The following is a 22,518-nucleotide window of genomic DNA, read 5'->3' as shown; positions in this document are numbered from 1 at the left end:
CGGCCCGGCCGCTCAGGCATCGGGTGCAGCCCTTGCTCCGGAGCGGGCGGGTACGAGGTGGCGCCAGGCCGTCCGGCCCCATCGCTTGAAATCGGAAATGATCGTGTAGAGCGAGGGAATCAGGAACAGGGTGATCACCGTCGCGAACAGGATGCCGAACGCCAGCGATGTGGCCATGGGAATGACCAGTTGAGCCTGCAGGCTGGTCTCCATGACGATGGGGATGAGCCCGAAGAATGTCGTCAGCGAAGTCAGCAGGATGGCCCGGAAACGCTTGCGCGCGGCATCGAGTACGGCCTGCTCCAGCGGCACGCCCGCCGCGCGCTCCCGGTTGATGAAATCAACCAGGATCAGGCTGTCGTTCACGACGACTCCCGACAGTGCGATGATGCCGAAAAAGCTCAGCACGCTGACCTCGATGCCCAGCAACAGGTGCCCGACCAGGGCGCCGATTGCGCCGAACGGTATGACCGACATGATGATCAGCGGCTGGCCGTAGGACTTGAGCGGGATCGCCATCAGGGCGTATATCAGGAACAGGGCGAGGGCCGCGCCCTTGAGGAGGTCGCCGGAAACCTCCTGCTGGCTTTGCGCTTCACCGCTCAGGCGGTGGCGGACACCGGGAAACTGCGCCAGGATGCCCGGCAATACGCGCGTGATGATGTCCCGGTTGATCTGCCCCGGTTCGTAGTTGTCCTTGTCCACCCGGGCGGATATCTGCACGGCGCGCTCGCGGTCGTAACGGCGGATTCTCGTGGGGCTTTCGGTCATCTCGATTTCGGCCACCGCATGAAACGGCACGCGACCGCCGTCGGGCGTCCGGATCCGGACGTTGTCGAGATAGCCCACCGAATCGCGCTCGTCTTCCGGGTAGCGCACCATGACCTTCACCTCGTCCTGGCCGCGCTGAATTCGCTGCACTTCCTCACCGTAGAAACCGGCCCGGAGTTGCCGCGCCAGGTCGGCCAGCGACAGGCCCAGGGCCTCGGCCTCGGGCTTGATGTTGAGCTTGATTTCCGGTGTCCCGCGCTCATGGGTGTTGCGCACGTCGTAAACGCCTTCGTACTCACGCACCCGTTGTTCGAGGAGCCTGGCGGCGCGAGCCACCTGCTGTATGTCCGAACCGATCAACTGGATGGCTATTGGCGGTCCTCCGCCCGGCCCTCCGGTGGCGCCTTCGAAACCGAGCGTTTTCACGCCGGGAATGTCGCCGACTTCCTCGCGCCACCGCCGCAAAACCTCGGGTCCCGTAATGACATCGTCATTTTCCTTGACCAGTTCTGTGATCAGGAGGCCGGAAACATCGTTGCGGGCAAAGGCCACGACACTGGAGACCACCGCGCCGGATTCCACACCCTGTTCCTCACTGACCTTGCGATCGACCTCCCACAGCCCCTGCTGCACCCGGTGCAGGGCATCGTGCGTTTGCGCCGGCGGTGTGCCTTCATTCATTTCCACGGTTACCTGCAGGAAATCCGCGGTGATGTCGGGAAAGAACACGAAACGCAGAATCCCGCCCATCAGCAATCCAATGGACAGAATCAGCGTTGCGACGAAGATCGACAGGGTCAGGTAGCGCCGCCGCAACGCGGCCCGTAGTGCGGGCGCGTATACCCGGTCGACAAAATGGTGCAGACCTTCGCTGAAAAAGCGCTGGAAGCGAATGAATACGTTGTGCGTGTCCTGCGAGTAATGGCGGACTTTCATGTGCGCCAGGTGGGCCGGCAGGATGAGTTTCGATTCGACCAGCGAAAACACCAGGCACAGAATGACGACCCAGCCGATCGCGGCGAAAAACTGACCGGTCACGCCGGAGATCAACAAAATGGGCAGAAAGGCGGCAATGGTGGTCAGTACGCCGAACGTCGCGGGCACTGCCACGTGCAGCACCCCCTCGACGATGTGATCCACGGAATGGCCGCGGGCACGCATGTTGGTATAAGCGCTTTCGCCGATGATGATGGCATCGTCCACCACGATGCCCAGCACCAGGATGAAGCCGAACAGGCTCAGCATGTTCACCGACACGTCCAGGGTCGGCATCAGGAAAAACGTGCCCAGAAAAGCCACCGGCAAGCCGACCATCACCCAGAAAGCGAGCTTCAGCCGGAGGAACAGGGCCAGAATCAGGAACACCAGGGCTGCGCCCATGACCAGGTTCTTGATCATCAAGTCCAGGCGGCCTTCCAGGTAGTAGCTGGTATCGGCCCAGGCTGCCACCTGCAGATCGGCCGGCAGCGACGCCTTCTGGCGCTCGACGTACTGGCGAACGGTTTTGGCGATGTCCAGTTCGCTCTGGTCGCCCACCGATAGCACCTGGATGGTGATGGCCGGTTTGCTGTTGTATTCGGAAAAACGTTCGGTTTCGACGAAGCCGTCATCGATGTCCGCAATGTCGCGCAGCAGCAGACGGGTGCCATCCGGATTGGTGCGCACCACGATTTCTTCGAAATCGGCGCCGGTGTAGGCCTGTCCCTTGGTCCGTACCAGCACGTCACCGGCATCGGACCGGATCGAGCCCGCCGACAGGTCGAGCGAACCGCGGCGGACCGCATTGGCCACGTCGACCAGGGTCAGTTCGTAGGCCTGCAGGTCGAATTCGCTGACCTCGATGCTGATCTCGTACGGGCGCGACCCCAGGATTTCAGCCCGCGTCACGCCGGGCAGGGTGACGATGTCGTTCCGGACCCGCTTGGCGTATTCCTTGAGGGTGCGCTCATTGACGTCGCCGTACACCGATACCATCAACACCTGCTGTTCGAAAGTGGTGCGCGAGATGATCGGTTTCTCGGTGTTGTCCGGAAAGGTGGAGATCGCGTCGACGCGGTTTTTCACCTGGTCCATCACGTCGGTGACTTCGTAGTCCGCATGCACCTCGATCTGTACCGACCCACTGCCCCGGGTGGCGGTGGAAACGATTTCCTCGATGCCTTCGATATCCTGGATGGCCTCTTCGATCTTGATGACCGCGCCTTCCTCGACATCTTCCGGAGTGGCGCCCAGGAATGGCACGACAACGGAGATGAAGTTGGTCTCCACCCGGGGCTGGGTTTCCTTCTTGATCGTGAATGCGCTGTACAGGCCGCCCGCAATGAGTATGCCCATCAAAAGGTTGGCCGCGACCGGGTTGTTGGCGAACCAGGCAATCAGGGCTTCGAAGGGACTGTTGCCGGCGGGCTTCACTGATCGGCCTTTGCGTCTGCCAGTGAGGCCTGGTCGGACGGCGCTCCGGGTGTTTCGTCGCTGGTCAGGGCAAGCCGCATCCCGGGAATCGGTGCACTCATCGGTGTGCTGATGACCCGCTCACCGTCACGGATGCCGCCGCGAACGTAGATGTGATCGGCTTCGGACCGCAGCAGGTCGACCGGGCGAATTTCGAGTTCGTTCGACTCGTTGGCGATCAGCACCGTGTCATTGGTGCGCAATACGGCGCGTGGCAGCACCACCACGTTGTCCGCGGGAATGCCCTCGATTTCCGCACGCACAAAGGTGCCGACCCGCAGGACCTGCTGGTCGCTGATGCCGAGAACGCCGTAGGGGTCGACGACCTGCGCGACCGCGTAAACCACGCGGCTCGTCTCGTCGATGACGCCCTCGGTTCGGATGATTTCCGCGTGCCACTCCCCGTTTACCCCGCTGCTCTCAGCGCTCAGACGCACCTGCGGGCGGCTTTCGCTATCGCCTCCCGTGGCCGCTGGCAACTTGAGAAACGCCAGGTCACGGCTGGTCAGCGGCAGGCGGATTTCCGCGGTATCGATGGCAAAGGTCACCCCCAGGCTGGTGCCCGGTGAAACGTATTGGCCAATATCCACCTGCTTGGCCCGCACCAGTCCGTCGTAAGGCAGACGGATTCGCGTGCGTTCCAGGTCGCGCCGGGCTTTCTGCAGATCGGCTTCGGCGGCCAGCACGCCGGCCAGGGCCTCGGCGAGTTGAGGCTTGCGCAGCGTCAGGTCCGATGGCTCGCCTTCCCGTCCGAGGTTCTGCCAGTCGCGCAGGGCCTGTTCGGACCGCGCTTTCTGATCCGCATACTGGGCCTGGCGCGACGCCAGGTTGGCCTCGGCCCGCTTGAGCGCGGCTTCGTAGTCGCTGGGGTCGATCTGCAGCAGCACCTCGCCGCCACGAAAGAAACCGCCGGCGACGAAGTTGGGCGACACGTTCACGATGCGGCCGGAAACCTCAGGCACCAGTACCGTCTCGGTACGCGGGCGCACGGCGCCCTGGGAGACCACCGTGAGGTTCAGCGATTGAACCTGGGCGGTCTCGACTTCGACCAGCACCGCTGCGGTTCCCGATTCCTTGCGTTCGGGATTGCGGCCCTTGCCGAGCGAGACCAGTGCGGCAAAGGCCACGATCGCGAGGCCGAGCACCAGCACGGGCAAGAAAATGCGCAGGAATTTTTTCATTGGCGATTATTGATTCCCGCGAGAATGGCGGGCTCCCCACAGTCTGACAACAGATCATTATCACAGTTGCATACCGGGTCGTCATAGGGCAAAAGGCATGTACAATACGAGATTTACTGCGGCTGACACGGTTGCGGGTGACACGGTGTTCAAGAAACTGCGCAATCTGGCCGCAAGACGCGAGAAAATGGGCATAACCCTCAAAAGCAAGGAAGAAATCGAAGAGATGCGCGTGGCCGGCCAACTGGCGGGCGAGGTGCTGCGCATGATTCGGCCTCACGTGAAACCCGGCATCACGACGGGTGAACTCGACCGCATCTGCCACGAATACATCACCGAGACCCAGCAGGCCATTCCGGCGCCGCTGAATTACCGCGGTTTCCCCAAGTCCATCTGCACCTCGGTCAACCACGTGATCTGCCACGGCATTCCCGGTGACAAGGTGTTGCGCGACGGCGACATCATCAACATCGACATCACCGTGATCAAGAACGGCTGGCACGGTGATACCAGCAAGATGTTCCAGGTCGGCAAACCCACCATCAAGGGACAGAGGATCAGCGACATTGCCCACCGGGCCATGGTCACCGGTATCGAGCTGGTGCGGCCGGGCGTTCGCCTGGGTGACATCGGTCACGCGATCCAGACCTATGCCGAGGGTGAAGGCTGTTCGGTGGTGCGCGAATATTGCGGTCACGGGATCGGCCGGATCTTCCACGAAGACCCGCAGGTACTGCACTACGGCCGCCCGGATACCGGTGAGGTTCTGGTGCCTGGCATGGTGTTCACCATCGAGCCGATGATCAACCTGGGCCGGCGGGATACACGTCTGTTGCCCGATGGCTGGACGGTGGTGACCCGCGACCGCAGCCTGTCGGCGCAATGGGAGCATACGATCGCTGTTACCGATGACGGTTACGACGTTCTTACCCGCCTTCCCGACGACCCGCTCTAGGCATCATGTACGAAAGGCTTTCGGCACCGCAGGCTTCACGCGGCTGCCTCGATCCCGCCACCCTGAGGGCCATTGACGAGGCCTGCCGCGCCGCGCCGCCACGCGCCGGTGTCGAGAACCCGGAAAAGGTCTCGATCGAAGAACTGCGGGAACTGCTGCGCACTTCGCTGGAACAGGCGGACGAGCGGCTCGCCAGGCGTTTCTGGGACGGCGAGGACGTGGTGCAACTGGTGCGTGCACGGGCCTGGGTCGTGGAGCAATTGCTGCTGCTGGCCTGGCACCGCCTGGTTCCCGGGCTGGAGTCGCTGTGCCTGATCGCAGTGGGGGGATTCGGCCGCGGCGAGTTGCATCCGCACAGCGATGTCGACCTGCTGATCCTGCTCGACGACAGCCTTGCGAACGATCCACCGGCCGAACCGCTGGAATCGTTCATCCAATTGCTTTGGGATGCCGGCTTTTACCTCGGCCACAGCGTGCGCACGGTAGGCGAATGCGTGGAGGAAGCGCGCGACGATGTTTCCACCGCCACCACGTTGATGGAGTGCCGCCTGCTGGACGGTCCCGATTCCCTGTTCCTGCAGCTCGAGCGGTCACTGGATCCGACGGCCCTGTGGCCGGCCGACGCCTTCTTCGAGGCGAAGTTCGAAGAGCAGCAGGAACGGCACGCGCGCTTCCACGAAACCGCCTACAACCTCGAGCCCAACATCAAGGAAGGCCCGGGCGGCTTGCGTGACATACAGATGATTGGCTGGGTCGCCAAGCGCCACTTTGGCGCGCAAACGCTGCACGGCCTGGTCGAGCACGGTTTTCTGACCGAAAACGAACACACCGACCTGGTCAACGCCCAGAGTTTCCTGTGGCGGGTCCGCTTCGCGCTGCACCGGCTGGCCGGGCGTGCCGAGGATCGACTGTTGTTCGACTTTCAGCGGGATATCGCCCAGCGCTTTGGCTACAGCGATTCCGAGTACAGCCTGGGTGTCGAGAAATTCATGCAGGCCTATTACCGCACGGTCATGCAACTCGAGCGCCTCAACGAGCGCCTGCTGCAGTTGTTCCAGGAAGCCCTGTTGTTTACCGGTGAAGAGCCGATCCGGCCGCTGGGCGACGAGTTCCAGGTGCGCCACGGATTTCTGGAGACCCGCGACGAGGGCGTGTTCCTGCGCCGGCCCGCCGCACTGATGGAGATGTTCCTGCAGCTGGCCCGCCACGAGGATCTCCGCGGAGTCACGGCCTCGACCATTCGCCTGGTCCGCGACAACCTGTACCTGGTGGACGACGCGTTCCGCGCGGACCCCACCGTCAGCGACTTTTTTCTCGACTTGCTGCGCCAGCCCGAAGGCGTTTACACCCAACTCCAGCGCATGAACCGTTACGGTCTGCTGGCCGAGTTCATTCCGGCTTTTGGCAACATCGTGGGGCGGATGCAGTACGACCTGTTTCACGTCTATACCGTCGATCAGCACACCTTGTTCGTGGTGCGCAATCTGCGCCGTTTCGCTTATGGCAAGTACCGCGAGCGCTTTCCGCACGTGCAGTCGGTATTCCAGCGCATCGCGCGGCCGGAACTCCTCTACCTGGCCGCGCTGTTTCACGATATCGCCAAGGGTCGCGGCGGCGATCATTCGGAGCTCGGCGCCGTCGACGCACGGGAATTCTGCGACAAGCTGGAGATCGATACGGGTGATGCGGAAATGATCGCCTGGCTGGTACAGCAGCACCTGCTGATGTCACGCACCGCCCAGCGCAAGGACCTGACCGATCCGGCGGTCATCCAGGAATTCGCGGGTATCGTCGGCAATACGCGATACCTGGACTACCTGTACCTGTTGACGGTGGCTGATATCGCGGCCACCAACCCGAAGTTGTGGAACAGTTGGAAGAACGGGCTGCTGTGGGATCTTTACCTGCAGGCCGGTGCGGCGCTGCGCCGCGGCCTCGATAATCCCATGAAGCGAGCGACGGCGATCCGTGAAACGCGATCGGGCGCGCTGAGCCGGCTGCTGCGGCGGGAAGTGTCGCCGGCGGCGATCCGGAAAATCTGGCGCACCCTGCCCGAAAACGCCTTCCTGCGACTGACCGTGGATCAACTGGTCTGGGCCACGAGCGAGGTGCTCCGCAGCCCCGATCCGGAACTGCAGATCGCGGTGCGGGGTGTGCAGCCGCACGGCGTGTCCGAACTGCTGGTGTGCGTTCCCGACACCGAGGGCCTGTTCGCCTCCATCACCTCGGTACTGGACGACATGGGTCTGAACGTCATGGCGGCGCGAATCCTCACCACCAAAAATGGCCGCAGCTTCGATCTGTTCCAGTTGATGGACCAGCACAATCGCGTTCTGAACCAGCAGGACACCGCCGAGTTGATTCAGCGTCTCGAAGCCGCCACCGCGACGGACGAGGTGCGCCCGCCAGCGCAGCGCGCGATACCGCGGCGCCTGAAGCATTTCATCACCGGGCCCTCCATTCGATTCGAAGACCGCCCGGACGGACTCGGCACGCGGCTGGAACTCGAATGCAATGATCAGCCCGGACTGTTGTCCCAGGTCGCGACCACCCTGTCGAGGCTGGGTGTGCAGGTGCACGACGCACGCATCGCGACATTCGGTGAGCGGGTCGAGGATACCTTCATGGTCAGTGACCGCGACAACCAACCCCTGACCCGGGAAGCGCGCCAGACCCTGGCCGACGAAATACGGAAATCGCTGGAGAAAGATTGATATGACCCCACCGAACACGGAACACCCTTTGAAGAACCTGATCGAACAGGCCTGGGAGGAGCGGTCCGCGCTCAATCCGGCCAATGCCGGCACCGATTTGCGCGCCGCCATCGAGGACTGCCTCGACCTGCTGGAAACGGGCGAACTGCGTGTTGCCGAACCGGCGTCCGAGTCGGGCGGCTGGGTGGTGCACGAGTGGCTCAAGAAAGCCGTTCTGCTGTCATTCCGGGTGTCGCGAAATGAAGTCATGGAAGGCGGGTTCACCCGTTTCTTCGACAAGGTGCCGCTGCGCTGGGGCGGCGAGGTGGACAGCGGAATCGCCCATTCGGGTGCGCGAATCGTGCCCCCCGCTACGGTGCGGCGCGGCGCCCACATCGGGCCGGATGCGGTGCTGATGCCCAGCTATGTCAACATCGGCGCCCGGGTGGGCGGCGGCACCATGGTCGACACCTGGGCGACCGTGGGGAGCTGTGCGCAGATCGGCAGCAACGTGCACCTGTCGGGCGGGGTTGGCATCGGCGGTGTGCTGGAGCCGTTGCAGGCCGCACCCACCATCATCGAAGACGACTGCTTCATTGGCGCCCGGTCGGAAATCGTCGAAGGCGTGATCGTCGAACGCGGCAGCGTGATATCCATGGGGGTTTTCATCGGTCAAAGCACCAAGATTTACGACCGTGAATCCGGTGAGATCCTGCGCGGGCGCATTCCCGCGGGTTCGGTGGTGGTGCCGGGCTCGCTCCCGGCCAGTGATGGAACCCATTCACTGTCCTGCGCGGTCATCGTCAAACGGGTGGACGAGGCGACCCGGGCCAAGACCAGCGTCAACGAGATTCTGCGCCATGCCGGCTGACCCCCGAACCGGTTTGACCGTCTACGGGCTGAAAACCTGCGATACCTGCCGCAAGGCGCGGCGCTGGCTGGACGGGAACGGCATTGCATACACCTGGGTCGACGTGCGCGACGACGGCGTGCCCGAAGCCCGCTTGCGCCGGTGGGCGGCGAGCGAGACGGCGGCGGATCTGCTCAATCGGCGCAGCACCACCTGGCGCTCGCTGGATGATGCGGAGCGTTCGCGGGCCGACAGCGACCTCGCCGGGCTGCTCGGTGAGCACCCCACCCTGATCAAGCGCCCGGTGTTCGAGCGCGGTGAACGCCTCCTCGGCGTGGGCTTCACCGCCGAAATCCAGGCGGCTCTGGAGCAACAATCGTGAGTCAGTCGCCGGTGGTCGAACTGACCCGTGAACTGGTGGAACGGGCGTCCGTCACTCCGGACGACGCGGGCTGCCAGCAACTGATCGCGCGGCGGCTGATACCGCTGGGTTTCGAAGCGCGATGGTTTCACTGTGGCGAGGTGAGCAATGTGCTTCTGACCCGCGGGCGGGGCAGCCCCTCGCTGTGGTTCCTGGGGCACACCGACGTGGTGCCGCCCGGCGCCGACGAGCAGTGGACCGTGCCGCCGTTCGAGCCGGCGGAACGCGATGGCTGTCTGTACGGCCGTGGCGTGGCCGACATGAAGGGCGCGGTCGCCGCCATGATCGTCGCCCTGGAGGCGTTTGCGCGGCAGACACCGGACACGGCATCCGGGCAGGTCGGATTGTTGCTGACCAGCGACGAGGAAGGTGACGCCGTGGACGGTATCGTGCGCGTTGCCGAGGTGTTGTCGGAACAGGGCGGGGCGCCCGATCACTGCCTGGTCGGCGAGCCTTCCAGCATCGAGCGCCTGGGCGACAGCGTACGCATCGGCCGGCGCGGCTCCATCCACGGCCGGCTGCGCGTCGACGGCGTGCAGGGCCACAGCGCCTTCCCTCACCTGGTGGACAATCCCGCTCACCGGCTGGCGCCGTTCCTGACCGAACTGGTCGAAACCCGCTGGGATGACGGCAACGATGACTTTCCCGCCACCAGTTGCCAGGTCGCCTGGATCCGGGCCGGGCAGGGTGCGCGCAACGTCACGCCGGCCGACGCCACCGTCCAGTTCAATCTGCGGCATTGCCCCGAGTCCACTTCGCGGGAATTGCACGATCGCATCGAGGCGATGATTTGCCGCCACGGCATCGAACGCTACGAGTTCACCTGGGAGGTGATGGGCGAACCCTTTCATTCCGCGCCGGGTGCGTTGCGCGGGGCGGTGGTCGGCGCCTGCCGCGACGTGCTGGGGGTGGAACCGGACCTGAATACGGGTGGCGGTACTTCCGACGGCCGCTACATAGCGCCGCTGGGTTCCGAAGTGTTGGAGCTCGGATTGCTCAACGCCACCATCCACAAGGTCGACGAGAACACACCCACCGGCGATCTCGATCGTCTGGCCGACGCCTACACGGAAATCCTGCGCCGCGTATTCGCATGACGCATCCGCTGCGCCCGGCTTGATCGAAATCAGGCCGGGTGATTGAAGCGCGGGTGAAAAACCCTCAAATAACGTACATCCGGCTGCTCGGGCAGCCCGCAATATTTGAGGAAAATCAACCATGCGAATGGACAAACTGACCAGCAAGTTCCAGCTTGCCCTGGCCGACGCACAAAGCCTGGCCACCGGGTTGGACCACCAGTTGATCGAGCCCGCACACGTGATGGTGGCGCTGCTCGACCAGGAAGGCGGTTCCATCCGTCATCTACTGACCCGGGCCGGCGTGCGGGTCAATCCCCTGCGCTCGGATCTGGGTGAGCGTCTCGACAGCCTGCCCCGCGTGAGTGGCGCGGCCGGCGAAATGAGCCTGTCGAACGACCTGCTCAAACTGCTCAACATCACCGACAAACTGGCCCAGAAACGGGGTGACCAGTACATCGCCAGCGAACTGTTCGTGCTGGCCGCCCTGGAGCTGAAAGGCGAGTTGGCCGACCTGCTCAAACAGGCCGGCGCCAGCCGCGAGGCCGTCGAGAAAGCCATCGATGAAATGCGCGGCGGCGAACAGGTGGTCGATCCGAACGCCGAGGAAGCGCGCCAGGCGCTGGAAAAATACACCATCGACGTGACCGAGCGGGCCGAGCAAAACAAGCTCGATCCGGTGATCGGTCGTGACGAGGAAATCCGGCGCTGCATCCAGGTGCTGCAGCGCCGCACCAAGAACAACCCGGTACTGATCGGCGAACCCGGCGTTGGCAAAACCGCCATCGTTGAGGGCCTGGCGCAGCGCATCGTCGATGGCGAGGTGCCCGAGGGCATTCGTGGCAAACGGGTGCTGTCGCTGGACATGGGCTCGCTGCTGGCCGGGGCGAAGTTCCGCGGCGAATTCGAGGAGCGTCTCAAGGCCGTGCTCAACGACCTGGCCAAACAGGAAGGCAACGTCATCCTGTTCATCGACGAACTGCACACCATGGTCGGCGCCGGCAAGGCCGAGGGCGCGATGGACGCGGGCAACATGCTCAAACCGGCGCTGGCGCGCGGCGAATTGCACTGCATCGGCGCCACCACGCTGGATGAGTACCGCAAGTACGTGGAGAAGGACGCCGCGTTGGAGCGTCGATTCCAGAAAGTCTTCGTCGGCGAGCCGTCGGTGGAGGACACCATCGCCATCCTGCGCGGCCTGCAGGAGCGCTACGAGGTGCACCACGGCGTCGACATCACCGACCCGGCCCTGGTGGCCGCGGCCACCCTGTCGCACCGGTACATTTCCGATCGCCAGTTGCCGGACAAGGCCATCGACCTGATGGACGAGGCGGCCTCGCGCATCCGCATGGAAATCGACTCCAAGCCGGAAGCGCTGGACCGCCTGGAACGGCGCCTCATCCAGCAGAAAATTCAGCGCGAGGCGCTGAAGAAGGAATCCGACGAGGCCTCGCTGCAGCGCCTGCAGGATCTCGAAGAGGAAATCGCCACGATGGAACGCGAATTCTCCGACCTCGAGGAAATCTGGAAGTCCGAAAAGGCCGCGGTCCAAGGCACCACCCACATCAAGGAAGAACTGGAACGCGCGCGGGCCGAGCTGGAAAACGCCCGCCGCGCCCAGGACCTGGCGCGCATGTCGGAGATCCAGTACGGCAAGCTGCCGGAACTGGAAAAACAACTCCAGGACGCCGAGAAGGGCGAACAGGAAGACTTCCAGCTTCTTCGCAACCGCGTCACCGAAGACGAAATCGCCGAGGTGGTTTCACGCTGGACCGGCATCCCGGTATCGCGCATGCTCGAAGGCGAGCGCGACAAGCTCCTGCGCATGGAAGAATCCCTGCACCAGCGGGTCATCGGCCAGGACGAGGCGGTCAGCGCCGTGTCCGACGCCATCCGCCGCTCGCGCGCGGGTCTTTCCGATCCCCGCCGGCCCATCGGGTCCTTCCTGTTCATGGGCCCGACCGGCGTGGGCAAAACCGAACTGTGCAAGGCGCTGGCCGAGTTCATGTTCGATACCGAGGAAGCCATGATCCGCATCGACATGTCCGAGTTCATGGAGAAGCACTCCGTGGCCCGGCTGATCGGCGCGCCTCCCGGCTACGTCGGCTACGAGGAAGGCGGCTACCTCACCGAGGCCGTGCGCCGGCGTCCGTACTCGGTCATTTTGATGGACGAGATCGAGAAAGCGCATTCGGATGTATTCAACATCCTGCTGCAGGTACTCGACGACGGCCGCCTGACGGACGGGCACGGCCGCACCGTGGATTTCCGCAATACCGTGGTGGTGATGACCTCCAACCTCGGCTCCAGCCGCATCCAGGAACTGGCGTCGGGCGACGGGGACTACGAGACCATGAAGAGCGCGGTGATGGAAGTCGTCGGCCAGCACTTCCGCCCGGAATTCATCAACCGCGTGGACGAACTGGTGGTGTTTCATCCGCTGGATGCCACGCAGATCCGCGAAATCGCCGGAATCCAGATCGGCTATCTGCGCAAGCGGCTGGAGGCCAATGGTTACGCGATCGAGGTCGGCGATACCGCGCTCGACCTGGCGGGCCAGGCCGGTTTCGACCCGGTCTACGGTGCCCGGCCGCTCAAGCGCGTGATCCAGCAGCAGATCGAAAACCCGCTGGCGCAAAAAATCCTCAGCGGCGAATTCGCGCCGGGCGACACGATTCGGGTGGATGTATCCGGTGGCGCGTTCACGTTCGAAAAGTAATCGGCGTGCAGGTCTTGCCCGCGGTGGGTTCGTGCCTTCAGCGTGATGGCAGAACGTGGCGTGCCCGCGGTTCCCCCAGGGCGCGCAGGAACTGGCCGAACACCTGGTAGCTGAGCTCGACCGACTGGCCGATCAGGGCGTGGGTTTGTTCCCGCAGGCTGGCCGGGTCCTGGCCGCCGCCGCGGATTTCGAGTTCGCGGCGGTAGTCCGGGTGGGTGAGCCAGCGATTGATCAGGCGTTCGTCCAGTTCCAGGTGGCACTGCAGGCCGTAGGCGTTTTGGCCGTAGCGGAAGGCCTGGTTCTCGCAGGCCGCCGAGCGGGCCAGGTGGACCGCTTCCGCCGGCAGGTCGAAGGTGTAGCCGTGCCACTGAAACACGGGATGCGGTTCGACCAGGGCGCAGAACATCGGATCCGCGGCGGCCTGTGATGTGGGTTCGAGGTGGAACCAGCCCAGTTCCCATCCATCCAGAGCCCGCACGCCGCCGCCCAGGGTATAAGCGATCAGTTGCGCGCCCAGGCAGATGCCCAGTACCGGAATATCGCGCTTCAGGGCTTCCTCGATGCACTGCATCTCCACCCGCAGGTGCGGATAGCGGTCTTCCTGGTCGGGCATCTGCGGACCGCCCAGGATGATCAGGGCCTGGTAGCGGGTGACGTCCGGCCTCGCGTCGGGTTCGCGGTGAAAGTTGACGTAGCGGATGCGGTGGCCCCGGTCCCGGATCATCGGGTCCAGGGTGCCGAGCGGCTCCGCGGCGACATGCTGGAAGACGAGAACCTTGGCCATCGGCCGGGCCGGCCTCAGCTCATCGGCCGCACGTGCCCGTCGCCGCGAACCACCCATTTGTAGCTGGTCAGTTCGGGCAGGGCCATGGGTCCGCGGGCGTGCAGTTTCTGGGTGCTGATGCCGATTTCCGCGCCCATGCCGAACTGCGCACCGTCGGTGAACGCGGTCGATGTGTTGGCGTAGACGGCGGCAGCGTCCACCCGGTCCAGGAAGCGTTCGATCACGGCCGGGTCTTCGGCGACCACGGCTTCGGAGTGTTTCGAGCTGTACTGGTGAATGTGCTCCAGGGCTTCATCCAGGTTCGCCACGGTTTTCACCGACATGCGGTAGGCCAGAAACTCCTGCCCGAAATGCGCCGGTTCGGCGCGGTTGAGCCGGGCCGGGTAGTGGCCCTGCAGCGCGGCATGGGCCTCGTCGTCGGCGAACACCTCGACTTCGTATTCGGTGCCCAGGCGATGCAGCAACCTCGGCAGGCCCGGTAGCAGGTCGCGGTGCAGAACCAGCGTGTCCAGGGCATTGCACACGCTGACCCGGCGTGCCTTCGCGTTGGTGATGATGGACTCGGCCTTGTCGGGGTCGGCGGAGGCATCGACGTAGGTGTGAACGATGCCGGCCCCGGTTTCGATCACCGGGATGCGGGCGTTGTCACGCACGAAGTCGATCAGGCCGCGCGAGCCGCGCGGAATCGCGAGGTCGATGATGTCCACCGCCTGCAGGATGTCCGGCAGCCATTCGCGCTCCGGCGGCGCCAGCAACACGACGCGTTGATCCAGTCCGTGCGCCGCCAGCACCTCGTGCATCAGCCGGACCGCCACCGTATTGGTGTCGTGGGCATCGCGGCTGCCCTTGAGCACGCAGGCATTCTGCGTGCGCAGGCACAGCGCGAACACGTCGAACGTGACATTGGGCCGGGATTCGAAGATGACGGCGATCACCCCCATCGGCACCCGAACCTTGCTCAGTTCCAGACCGTTGTCCAGGGTGTGGCGCTCCAGCACCTCGCCGATCGGTGACGGCAGCGCGGCGACGTTGCGCAAGTCGCCGGCGATGGCCTCGATGCGGCCGGGATCGAGCAGCAGCCGGTCGAACTTGGGGTCGTCCTCGGCCATGCGAGACAGGTCGCGCAGGTTGGCCTCCAGTATTTCCGGGGTGGCTGCGGTGATGCGGTCCGCCAGGTCGTTCAGCACCGCAGCGGTGGCGTCGGGGCCGAGGCCGATCAGCGAGCGTGCGGCCTCGCGGGTTTCGATCAGCCGTTCGCGCAGCTGGTGGTGCCGGTCATCCGCGGTCGGGGATTTCATGGCCGCTTCGTTCATTGCGTGTGTACTCAGTCAGAAAGATAAAGGTAATCGTAATGGATCAGGGCCTTCTGTCCACGTTGGCCCTGCAGTTCGCGGGCTTTTTCGTGCCCGTAGCGGGTGCGCCCGCAGCCCAGCACCGAGCCCTGCGTGTCGCGGATTTCAATGACATCGCCTTTTTCAAACGTTCCGCTGACGGTCTCGACGCCGACCGGCAGCAGGCTGGCCAGCCGATTGCGGTCGCGCAGCACGGCGGCCGCACCGTCATTGACGACCACGCTTCCGGTGGTGGTCGATTGTGCCGCCGTGGCCAGCCAGCGTTTGGCCGGTGAGGTGTCGCGGCGGGAAGCGAACCGGGTGCCGAGGTCATCGCCCCGGACGATGTTCCGCAGCACGTCCTGCGCCGCGCCATCGGCAATCACCACGTCGATGCCGAGTCCGGCCGCCTTGCGCGCGATGGAGATTTTGCTGTGCATTCCGCCCCGGCCCAGTGTCGAGGTGCCTTCCACCACCAGTTCCTCGAGCTGGTGGCGCTGTTCATCCCAGGTGGCGATCGGCTGGCCGTCGCCGGCCAGCACGCCGGGCACGGTGCTGAGCAGGCACAGCAGGTCGGCGTTCAGCATGGCGCTCAGCAGCCCGGCCAGCTCGTCGTTGTCGGTGAACATCAGTTCCGTCACCGCCACCACGTCGTTCTCATTGACGACGGGTACGACGCCGGCCTGCAGCAGCGCCTCTATGCAGGCACGCATGTTGAGGTAATGCCGGCGGGTCTGAAAGTCCGAGCGGGTGGCGAGCACCTGGGCGACCGCGACATTGCGCTCCCCCAGAAAACGGCCCCAGGTTTCCATCAGCCGCACCTGGCCGGTGGCCGCCAGCACCTGTTTGCGCGTGACCGGGTCACCGATGCTCCCGAGCCGCCGGGCGCCGGATTCGGTGCGCAAAACGCCCGCACCGGCGGCGACGGCGCCGGAAGAGACCAGCACGATCTGCCAGTCCGCCGCGGCGAGATCGGCGATCTGCGCGGCGAGGCCGGCCAGCACCTTGACGTTGAGTTCCCCGTCGGAGCCGCACAGAACCTGGCTGCCCACCTTGATGACCGCGCGTTTCATGCCCGTCTTGCGCTTACAGGCCCAGGACGTCCACGCCCTGCTCGAACACGACGTCGACCGGAATCGCCGCAGCCGCCAGCCGGTCGAGATCGGCCTGCAGTTGATCGTCGACGGCGGCCAGTTCGCGCACGAACGCGTCGACCGCCGCGTAATCACCATCGCCCTGCAGCGTCAGAATGCGGCGGCTGAGATCCTCGATGGCCTGCTCGAAGGTGGGAACGTCGATCCGGTATCGCCCGGTATCCGGATCGCGGGTGAAGGCACCGGCCTGGCGGAAAAAGTTGAAGCGGATCATGTTGGCCTGGCCATGCGCGCTGGAGGTGCCGAACCGGATGGAGCGGAAGATTCCGGCCATGAAGGTCACGTAGTCGTCCATCAGCTCACCTTCGGTGATCTCGCCTTTTTCGCGCAGCTTCTGAATCATGTACAGGCCCAGGATGTCGGCTTTGCCCTCCTCGATGGCCGACGCGTGGTCCTTGAGCGCCTGGCGTACGGTGTTGCTGCCGTCGAGCGTGTTCTTGACGCCCAGGCCGTGCGCGACTTCGTGGAACATGGTCTCGCCGAAGAAGGCGTCGAAGGTGATGAACGGCCGCTGGTCTTCCGCGATCAGTTCATCCGCGATCGGCAGCAGGATCTGGTTGTACTTGGCCAGCATCGCGTTCTTCAATTGCAGGCGCCGTGTTCCTTTTTCCAGTTGCACCTGCTCGTCGTTGGGCAGATTGATCGCGATGGTCTTGCTGCCGGCGTTGCTGTGACCGGCGTAATAGACCACGTCGTAGGCATTGAGGTCGGCGTCGGCGCCGGGCGTCTCCTGTTTGTATTCATCCGGCACCGGCAGTCCGGTCTGCAATTCCGGCAGATACTGCGCGAAGCGGGCCAGCCGCGCGCTCCACTCGAGATCCTTGATCAGCACGTAGGACTCGTAGGCCGCGCGGTAACCGAACAGCCGGTCCTCGTAGGTTTCGATGGGGCCGATCACCAGTTCGATCGGGTTGTTCTTCATGTCCATCCAGGCCAGGTCCGAGGCCTGGAACTCGTCCGTCACCAGCGCCTGGGCCCGCATCCGCAGGTAGCGCGCGAATTCCGGGTCCTCGGCCAGTTCGGCCGCCTGCCGCAACAGGCCCGCGGCCCGCTCCAGTTCAGGGGCGTAAGCCTCGTGATAGGGCACCAGGGTCAATTCGCCCCGGGCGTCGCGTTGCACCAGGGTGTACAAACCCCGCTTGCCGGCCTGCTCCCAGGCTTCGAACTCTTCCCGGCTCATGTCCTCCGGGTAGAAGCGGGCACCCAGGGGCTTGGGTCCGGCGCTCTCAATGAAAGGCCGGTCGCCGTCCAGGCGGTCCCAGGGGCCGTAGTTGATTGCGGCGAAGCGCCGGGTGGCTGGATCGTCGATCGATTCCAGCAGCGCCTCGCGGTCGCCCCAGGCCTGACGCCAGAACAGCTGGTCCATGATGTCGGAGGCCTCGATGAGCAGCGGAATCATCTGCTTCTGCTGCTCACTGAGGTGGCCGAGGTCGGCAGTCAGGCGGACGGTGGCATAGATATCGAAGCGCGAAGGGGCAGGCATGGTCTCGCCAGCCTCGTCCGCATCGGCGGTACTTTGCGTGGTTGGTGCGGCAGGTGGCTCGGCAGGTGCCGCCGTGCCGGGCTCCGCAGACTGCTCGCAGCCGTTCAGCAGAAATGCCAGCAACAGGATCGGTATCAGCTTTTGCATGGGTGGAAGCTCTCGTGTCGCTTGTGATGTGGGCCCTGGGCCAAGCCGGAGATATTAGCAGTTCCCGGGTAGGCGGTGGCGCTGGAAAAATCGCCAAAAGCCCCCAACTACCCGGGGCGTAACTTATAATTCAACGTTTCGCCGGCTGCCTGGCCAGCCGGGCGGAATGCAACGTCAAGCAGGAATGAGACCATGCCAATCTACGAATACCGTTGCCAGTCCTGTGGCCACGAACTCGAAAAATTACAGCGTATGAGCGACCCGGTACTGACCGATTGCCCCGAGTGCGGCACCGATCAGCTGCGACGGCTGATTTCCGCCGCCGGTTTCCGGCTCAAAGGCAGTGGTTGGTATGAGACCGATTTCAAACAGGGTAACAAGCGCAACCTCGCGGACAGCGGAGACAGCGGATCGTCCGGATCTTCTTCCAGCGGGACTTCCGGCAAGAAAGCGGCCGGTAGTGAATCCAAGAAGACCACCGATTCGTCGAAGAAGTCGACCACCGGCGGTACTGCCGACGCAGCCTGACACCCGTCACCGCGGGCCGAAAACCAGGCAACGCGATCGCGTTGCCGTGAACGAGTGAGAAATCCATGAACCGTAGCCACTACTGTGGAGAAGTCACCGAAGCGCTCGCCGGTCAGTCCGTCACCCTGTGTGGCTGGGTGGATCGAACCCGCGACCTGGGGGGGCTGCTGTTCATGGGCCTGCGCGATACCGCCGGGGTGGTCCAGGTCGTGGTGGAGCCCGACAGCGAAGCGTTCCCGGCCGCCGAGAAGCTGCGCAACGAGTTTTGCGTGCAGGTGACCGGAACCGTGCGCGAACGCCCCGAAAGCCAGTGGAACGAGCAGATGGCGACCGGGCGGATCGAAGTGGTCGCAAACGCCATCGAACTGCTCAACGCCTCGGCACCGATGCCGTTGCTGATGACGGACGAGGACGGCGAGGAAGTGCGCCTGAAATACCGCTACCTCGATCTGCGCCGGCCGCGCATGCAACGCAATCTGAAAGTGCGCGCGGCGATGTACCGGGCGATTCGCAACAGCCTGGACGAGCGGCGCTTCGTTGAACTGGAGACGCCCATCCTGACCCGGGCGACCCCGGAGGGCGCGCGCGATTATCTCGTCCCCAGCCGGGTCCACGCCGGCCAGTTCTTCGCCCTGCCGCAGTCGCCCCAGCTGTTCAAGCAGTTGCTGATGATGTCGGGCATGGACCGCTACTACCAGATCGCCCGCTGCTTCCGCGACGAGGATCTGCGGGCCGATCGCCAGCCGGAATTCACCCAGCTCGACATGGAACTGTCCTTCGTCAGCGAAGAAGAGGTGCAGGCGATTTCCGAGGACCTGATCCGCGAGGTGTTCCGGGACGTGCTCGGCGACGATCTGCCGCAGCCCTTCCCGCGCCTGAGTTGGCGTGAAGCCATGGAACGTTTCGGGTCCGACAAGCCGGATCTGCGCATCCCCGGTGAGTTGGTGACCGTGGACGGTCACGTCGCGCACCTGGAGTTCAAGGTGTTCGCCGGTCCGGCCGCGGCGCATGACCAGCGGGTGGCGGCGCTCCGCGTGCCGGGCGGCGCTGAACTCTCGCGCAAGCAGATCGACGATTATACGAAGTACGTTGCCCGGTACGGCGCAAAGGGTCTGGCCTGGATCAAGGTCAACGATGCCGGAGCCGGATTGGAAGGACTGCAGTCGCCCATCGCCAAATTCCTCGATGAGGGGGCCTGGTCGGGCATCGCCGAGGCCAGCGGCGCCGCGACCGGTGACCTGCTTTTTTTCGGGGCCGGCGACTGGCAGACGGCCAGCACGTTCATGGGCCAGTTGCGGCTGAAACTCGCCCACGACCGCGATACCGTCGAGCCGGGCTGGAAGCCGTTGTGGGTAACGGAATTCCCGATGTTCGAATGGGATGCCGAAACCGGGCGCTACTATGCCATGCACCATCCGTTCACGGCGCCGCTCGACCCCGACCCGGAAGCGCTGCGCGCCGATCCGGCCGCCGCGCTGTCACGCGGTTACGACCTCGTGCTCAACGGCTCAGAACTGGGTGGCGGCTCCATCCGTATCCACGACCCGAAATTGCAGCAGGTCGTGTTCGATCTGCTGGGCATCGGTGCCGAGGAGGCAGTCGAAAAGTTCGGCTTCCTGCTCGAGGCCCTGCGTTACGGTGCACCGCCCCACGGTGGTATCGCGTTCGGCCTGGACCGATGGGCGGCGCTGTTGACGGGTGAAGAGAGCATCCGTGATGTGATCGCCTTCCCCAAGACGACCACCGCGCAATGCCTGATGACGGCCGCGCCGTCGGCGATCGCCGACGGGCAGCTCGCTGAGCTGCATGTTCGCAGCGTGGTGGAAGCGGACCAACCGGATGCATCAAACGAGGCGGGCGAATCGGACTGATCCGCACGGTTGTGCGGCCCGGGGGCCAGGGACTTCTGGCACTGCCGTCGCGGTCATTCCTTGGTATCATGCCCGGCTGATAGCCGAATACCGACTACCCAAGCGGATCAGGAGAGAATTTCATGAAAATCAGAGTCCTGCTGGGAGCGGCGCTGGCCTTGATGCTGGCGGCACCCCACGCAATCGCGGAGAAACTTCCGCTCGAAACCTTTTTCAAGAAGCCCCAATTCACCAATTTCCAGATTTCACCCAACGGCAAGGAACTGGCCGCCATGGCGCCGGTCAACGGCCGGCTGAACATCGTCATCATCGACCTGGAAACCCGTGAGCCGCGTGCGGTGACCGGGATGAGTTCGCAGGACGTCAGCGGATTCCTGTGGGCCAATAACGAGCGCATCCTGTTCTTCATGGACAAGGACGGCTCCGAGTCGTTCGGCATTTTCGCCGTCAACACCGACGGCAGCCTGTTGCGTACTCTGGTCGAACCCGTCGAAGCCCAGCTCAAGGGCGGCAAGGCGGTGATCAAGATCACCAGCATCCTGGATACCCTGGATGAGGAAAAGGACTGGGTGCTGGTCAGCTCCAATGATCGCCGTGCTTCCTATCCTGATGTGTTCAAGATGAACATCATCAATGGCCGCAAGAAGATCGTGCAACGCAATCCCGGCAACATCACCGGCTGGTTCGTCGACTGGGACGGCAACGTGGTTGGCGCCGGTTTTCAGGATGGACTGGATACCGGCTACCTGCGCCTGGCCAACCCCGAAGAGGACGAATGGGAAACCATCGTGCGGGCCCGCTTCGACGATCCGTCGTTCCAGCCCGTCGCCATCACCGCGAATCCGGATGTCGGTTACGTGATGTCGTGGCTCAATCCGGACGGCAGTGTTCGTGACAAGGCGGGACTGTTCCGATACGACTTCGCCAAACGCCAGTTCGGTGAACTGATTTACGAGCACGACGAAATCGACTGTTGCGGCGTGATCCAGACCGAGAAGAAGCGCGACATGATCGGTGTGGCCTACATGGTCGGCAAGCCCGAACAGGTGTACCTCGACGAGCGCTGGAAAGGGATCATGGAATCCATCGACGCGGCGCTGCCGGACACGGAGAACGTGGTCACCAGCGTGGATGACAACGAGACTACCGGTGTCGTGGCCTCGTACAACTCGAAGCAGCCGCCCCGGTATTACCTGTACAACTTTGCCGAAAACACCCTGGAATGGCTGGCCGATTCGCGCCCCTGGGTGGATGCCGAAAAAATGTCCGAAATGCGTCACATTTCTTTCCAGGCGCGTGACGGCATGACCATGCACGGTTACCTGACCGTGCCGGCGGGAACCGACGGTGAGAATCTGCCGCTGATCATCAACCCGCATGGCGGCCCATGGGCGCGGGATGGCTGGGGTTACAACCCCGAGGCCCAGTTCCTGGCCAACCGCGGCTATGCCGTGCTGCAGGTCAACTTCCGTGGTTCGGTCGGTTTTGGTCGAAACCATTTGATGTCGAGCTGGAAGCAATGGGGCCAGGCCATGCAGAACGACGTGACCGATGGCGTGAAATGGGCCATCGAACAGGGCATCGCCGATGCCGACCGGGTGTGCATTTACGGCGGCAGCTACGGTGGCTACGCCACCATGGCCGGCCTGACCTACACGCCGGAGCTGTACAAGTGCGGCATCAATTACGTGGGTGTGACCGATCTGCCGCTGCTGTTCGAAACCGCGCCGGACGCCTGGGCCTCGGGCCTGAAGCAGATGGCCATCATGGTCGGTGATCCGGACAGCGAGGAGGAGTTCCTCGAGGAATGGTCGCCCAGCAACCATGCGGACAAAATCCAGGTGCCGGTCTTCATGGCCTACGGCCTGCAGGATCCCCGGGTCAACATCCGTCACGCCCGTGTGATGGAGGACGGTCTGGAGGAAAACAACGTGCCGTACGAACTGATGATCAAGAAGGATGAGGGTCACGGTTTCCAGAAGCAGGAAAATATCTATGACTTCTACGGTCGCATGGAGACCTTCCTGGCCGAGAACCTGAAGCCGGAATCCGGGCAGCAGGAAAGCCCCTGAACGGTTAGACTGAGGGCCATTGGCCCGAGAT

At 63.9% G+C, this 22,518-nt stretch carries 15 protein-coding genes; 9 read left to right on the top strand and 6 right to left on the bottom strand.

The window, feature by feature from the left end; genetic code table 11:
- Positions 1-12: 12 nt before the first annotated feature.
- The gene (locus V3330_RS15045) at positions 13-3,183 is read right to left on the bottom strand and encodes an efflux RND transporter permease subunit (protein WP_354696261.1); all 3,171 of its coding nucleotides are present in this window, start codon (positions 3,181-3,183) and stop codon (positions 13-15) included.
- Complete coding sequence (locus V3330_RS15040; RefSeq protein WP_354696260.1) at positions 3,180-4,403, bottom strand: efflux RND transporter periplasmic adaptor subunit; 1,224 nt, start codon at positions 4,401-4,403, stop codon at positions 3,180-3,182. The genes V3330_RS15045 and V3330_RS15040 overlap by 4 nt, the downstream gene beginning before the upstream one ends.
- A gap of 187 nt (positions 4,404-4,590) precedes the next feature.
- On the opposite strand from V3330_RS15040, the gene map reads away from it, so the two are divergent.
- From map to clpB, 6 genes are all read left to right on the top strand, one after another.
- Positions 4,591-5,358 (top strand): type I methionyl aminopeptidase, encoded by a 768-nt coding sequence (map, locus tag V3330_RS15035; protein ID WP_354696325.1) that lies wholly within the window; start codon positions 4,591-4,593, stop codon positions 5,356-5,358.
- Positions 5,359-5,363: 5 nt separating this feature from the next.
- The gene (gene glnD / locus V3330_RS15030; protein ID WP_354696259.1) at positions 5,364-8,072 is read left to right on the top strand and encodes a [protein-PII] uridylyltransferase; all 2,709 of its coding nucleotides are present in this window, start codon (positions 5,364-5,366) and stop codon (positions 8,070-8,072) included.
- Position 8,073: 1 nt separating this feature from the next.
- Positions 8,074-8,922 (top strand): 2,3,4,5-tetrahydropyridine-2,6-dicarboxylate N-succinyltransferase, encoded by an 849-nt coding sequence (dapD, locus tag V3330_RS15025; RefSeq protein WP_354696258.1) that lies wholly within the window; start codon positions 8,074-8,076, stop codon positions 8,920-8,922.
- Positions 8,912-9,283 (top strand): Spx/MgsR family RNA polymerase-binding regulatory protein, encoded by a 372-nt coding sequence (locus V3330_RS15020; RefSeq protein ID WP_354696257.1) that lies wholly within the window; start codon positions 8,912-8,914, stop codon positions 9,281-9,283. The genes dapD and V3330_RS15020 overlap by 11 nt, the downstream gene beginning before the upstream one ends.
- The gene (dapE, locus tag V3330_RS15015) at positions 9,280-10,419 is read left to right on the top strand and encodes a succinyl-diaminopimelate desuccinylase (RefSeq protein ID WP_354696256.1); all 1,140 of its coding nucleotides are present in this window, start codon (positions 9,280-9,282) and stop codon (positions 10,417-10,419) included. Before V3330_RS15020 ends, dapE begins: the two co-directional genes overlap by 4 nt.
- Before the next feature lie 121 nt (positions 10,420-10,540).
- A complete protein-coding gene (clpB, locus tag V3330_RS15010) occupies positions 10,541-13,117 on the top strand; it encodes an ATP-dependent chaperone ClpB (RefSeq protein WP_354696255.1) in 2,577 nt (858 codons plus the stop codon).
- Positions 13,118-13,154: 37 nt separating this feature from the next.
- Here clpB and V3330_RS15005 read toward each other — a convergent pair whose 3' ends face one another.
- The 4 genes from V3330_RS15005 to V3330_RS14990 are packed head-to-tail and all read right to left on the bottom strand — an operon-like array spanning position 13,155 to position 18,016.
- On the bottom strand, positions 13,155-13,901 hold the full coding sequence (locus V3330_RS15005; RefSeq protein WP_354696254.1) for a type 1 glutamine amidotransferase: 747 nt from the start codon (positions 13,899-13,901) through the stop codon (positions 13,155-13,157).
- A gap of 14 nt (positions 13,902-13,915) precedes the next feature.
- Entirely contained in the window at positions 13,916-15,199 is a 1,284-nt protein-coding gene (locus V3330_RS15000) for a glutamate-5-semialdehyde dehydrogenase (protein WP_354696253.1), read from the bottom strand.
- A 26-nt stretch (positions 15,200-15,225) separates the two neighbouring features.
- Positions 15,226-16,305 (bottom strand): glutamate 5-kinase, encoded by a 1,080-nt coding sequence (gene proB / locus V3330_RS14995; RefSeq protein WP_354696252.1) that lies wholly within the window; start codon positions 16,303-16,305, stop codon positions 15,226-15,228.
- 13 nt (positions 16,306-16,318) lie between these two features.
- Positions 16,319-18,016, bottom strand: a complete 1,698-nt coding sequence (locus V3330_RS14990) for a dipeptidyl-peptidase 3 family protein (RefSeq protein ID WP_354696251.1) — start codon at positions 18,014-18,016, stop codon at positions 16,319-16,321.
- A 192-nt stretch (positions 18,017-18,208) separates the two neighbouring features.
- On the opposite strand from V3330_RS14990, the gene V3330_RS14985 reads away from it, so the two are divergent.
- From V3330_RS14985 to V3330_RS14975, 3 genes are all read left to right on the top strand, one after another.
- Positions 18,209-18,544: an FmdB family zinc ribbon protein gene (locus V3330_RS14985; protein WP_354696250.1), complete on the top strand. Its 336-nt coding sequence runs from the start codon at positions 18,209-18,211 to the stop codon at positions 18,542-18,544.
- A 65-nt stretch (positions 18,545-18,609) separates the two neighbouring features.
- On the top strand, positions 18,610-20,415 hold the full coding sequence (gene aspS, locus V3330_RS14980; RefSeq protein ID WP_354696249.1) for an aspartate--tRNA ligase: 1,806 nt from the start codon (positions 18,610-18,612) through the stop codon (positions 20,413-20,415).
- Between the two features lie 122 nt (positions 20,416-20,537).
- Entirely contained in the window at positions 20,538-22,487 is a 1,950-nt protein-coding gene (locus tag V3330_RS14975) for a S9 family peptidase (protein ID WP_354696248.1), read from the top strand.
- Positions 22,488-22,518 lie beyond the last annotated feature (31 nt).

The sequence above is a fragment of the Elongatibacter sediminis genome, from assembly GCF_037892215.1.
Classification (GTDB): domain Bacteria; phylum Pseudomonadota; class Gammaproteobacteria; order Xanthomonadales; family SZUA-36; genus Elongatibacter; species Elongatibacter sediminis.
The sequence above is the reverse complement of the archived record's forward strand: the minus strand, read 5'-3'. Positions and strand labels throughout refer to the sequence as shown.

Coding starts and splice junctions, on each gene's coding strand:
- aspS (WP_354696249.1), top strand. CDS start 18,610: ATGAACCGTAGCCACTACTGTGGAGAAGTCACCGAAGCGCTCGCCGGT.
- dapD (WP_354696258.1), top strand. CDS start 8,074: ATGACCCCACCGAACACGGAACACCCTTTGAAGAACCTGATCGAACAG.
- proB (WP_354696252.1), bottom strand. CDS start 16,305: ATGAAACGCGCGGTCATCAAGGTGGGCAGCCAGGTTCTGTGCGGCTCC.
- V3330_RS15020 (WP_354696257.1), top strand. CDS start 8,912: ATGCCGGCTGACCCCCGAACCGGTTTGACCGTCTACGGGCTGAAAACC.
- V3330_RS15040 (WP_354696260.1), bottom strand. CDS start 4,403: ATGAAAAAATTCCTGCGCATTTTCTTGCCCGTGCTGGTGCTCGGCCTC.
- V3330_RS14985 (WP_354696250.1), top strand. CDS start 18,209: ATGCCAATCTACGAATACCGTTGCCAGTCCTGTGGCCACGAACTCGAA.
- V3330_RS14975 (WP_354696248.1), top strand. CDS start 20,538: ATGAAAATCAGAGTCCTGCTGGGAGCGGCGCTGGCCTTGATGCTGGCG.
- glnD (WP_354696259.1), top strand. CDS start 5,364: ATGTACGAAAGGCTTTCGGCACCGCAGGCTTCACGCGGCTGCCTCGAT.
- V3330_RS15000 (WP_354696253.1), bottom strand. CDS start 15,199: ATGAAATCCCCGACCGCGGATGACCGGCACCACCAGCTGCGCGAACGG.
- V3330_RS15005 (WP_354696254.1), bottom strand. CDS start 13,901: ATGGCCAAGGTTCTCGTCTTCCAGCATGTCGCCGCGGAGCCGCTCGGC.
- V3330_RS14990 (WP_354696251.1), bottom strand. CDS start 18,016: ATGCAAAAGCTGATACCGATCCTGTTGCTGGCATTTCTGCTGAACGGC.
- clpB (WP_354696255.1), top strand. CDS start 10,541: ATGCGAATGGACAAACTGACCAGCAAGTTCCAGCTTGCCCTGGCCGAC.
- map (WP_354696325.1), top strand. CDS start 4,591: ATGGGCATAACCCTCAAAAGCAAGGAAGAAATCGAAGAGATGCGCGTG.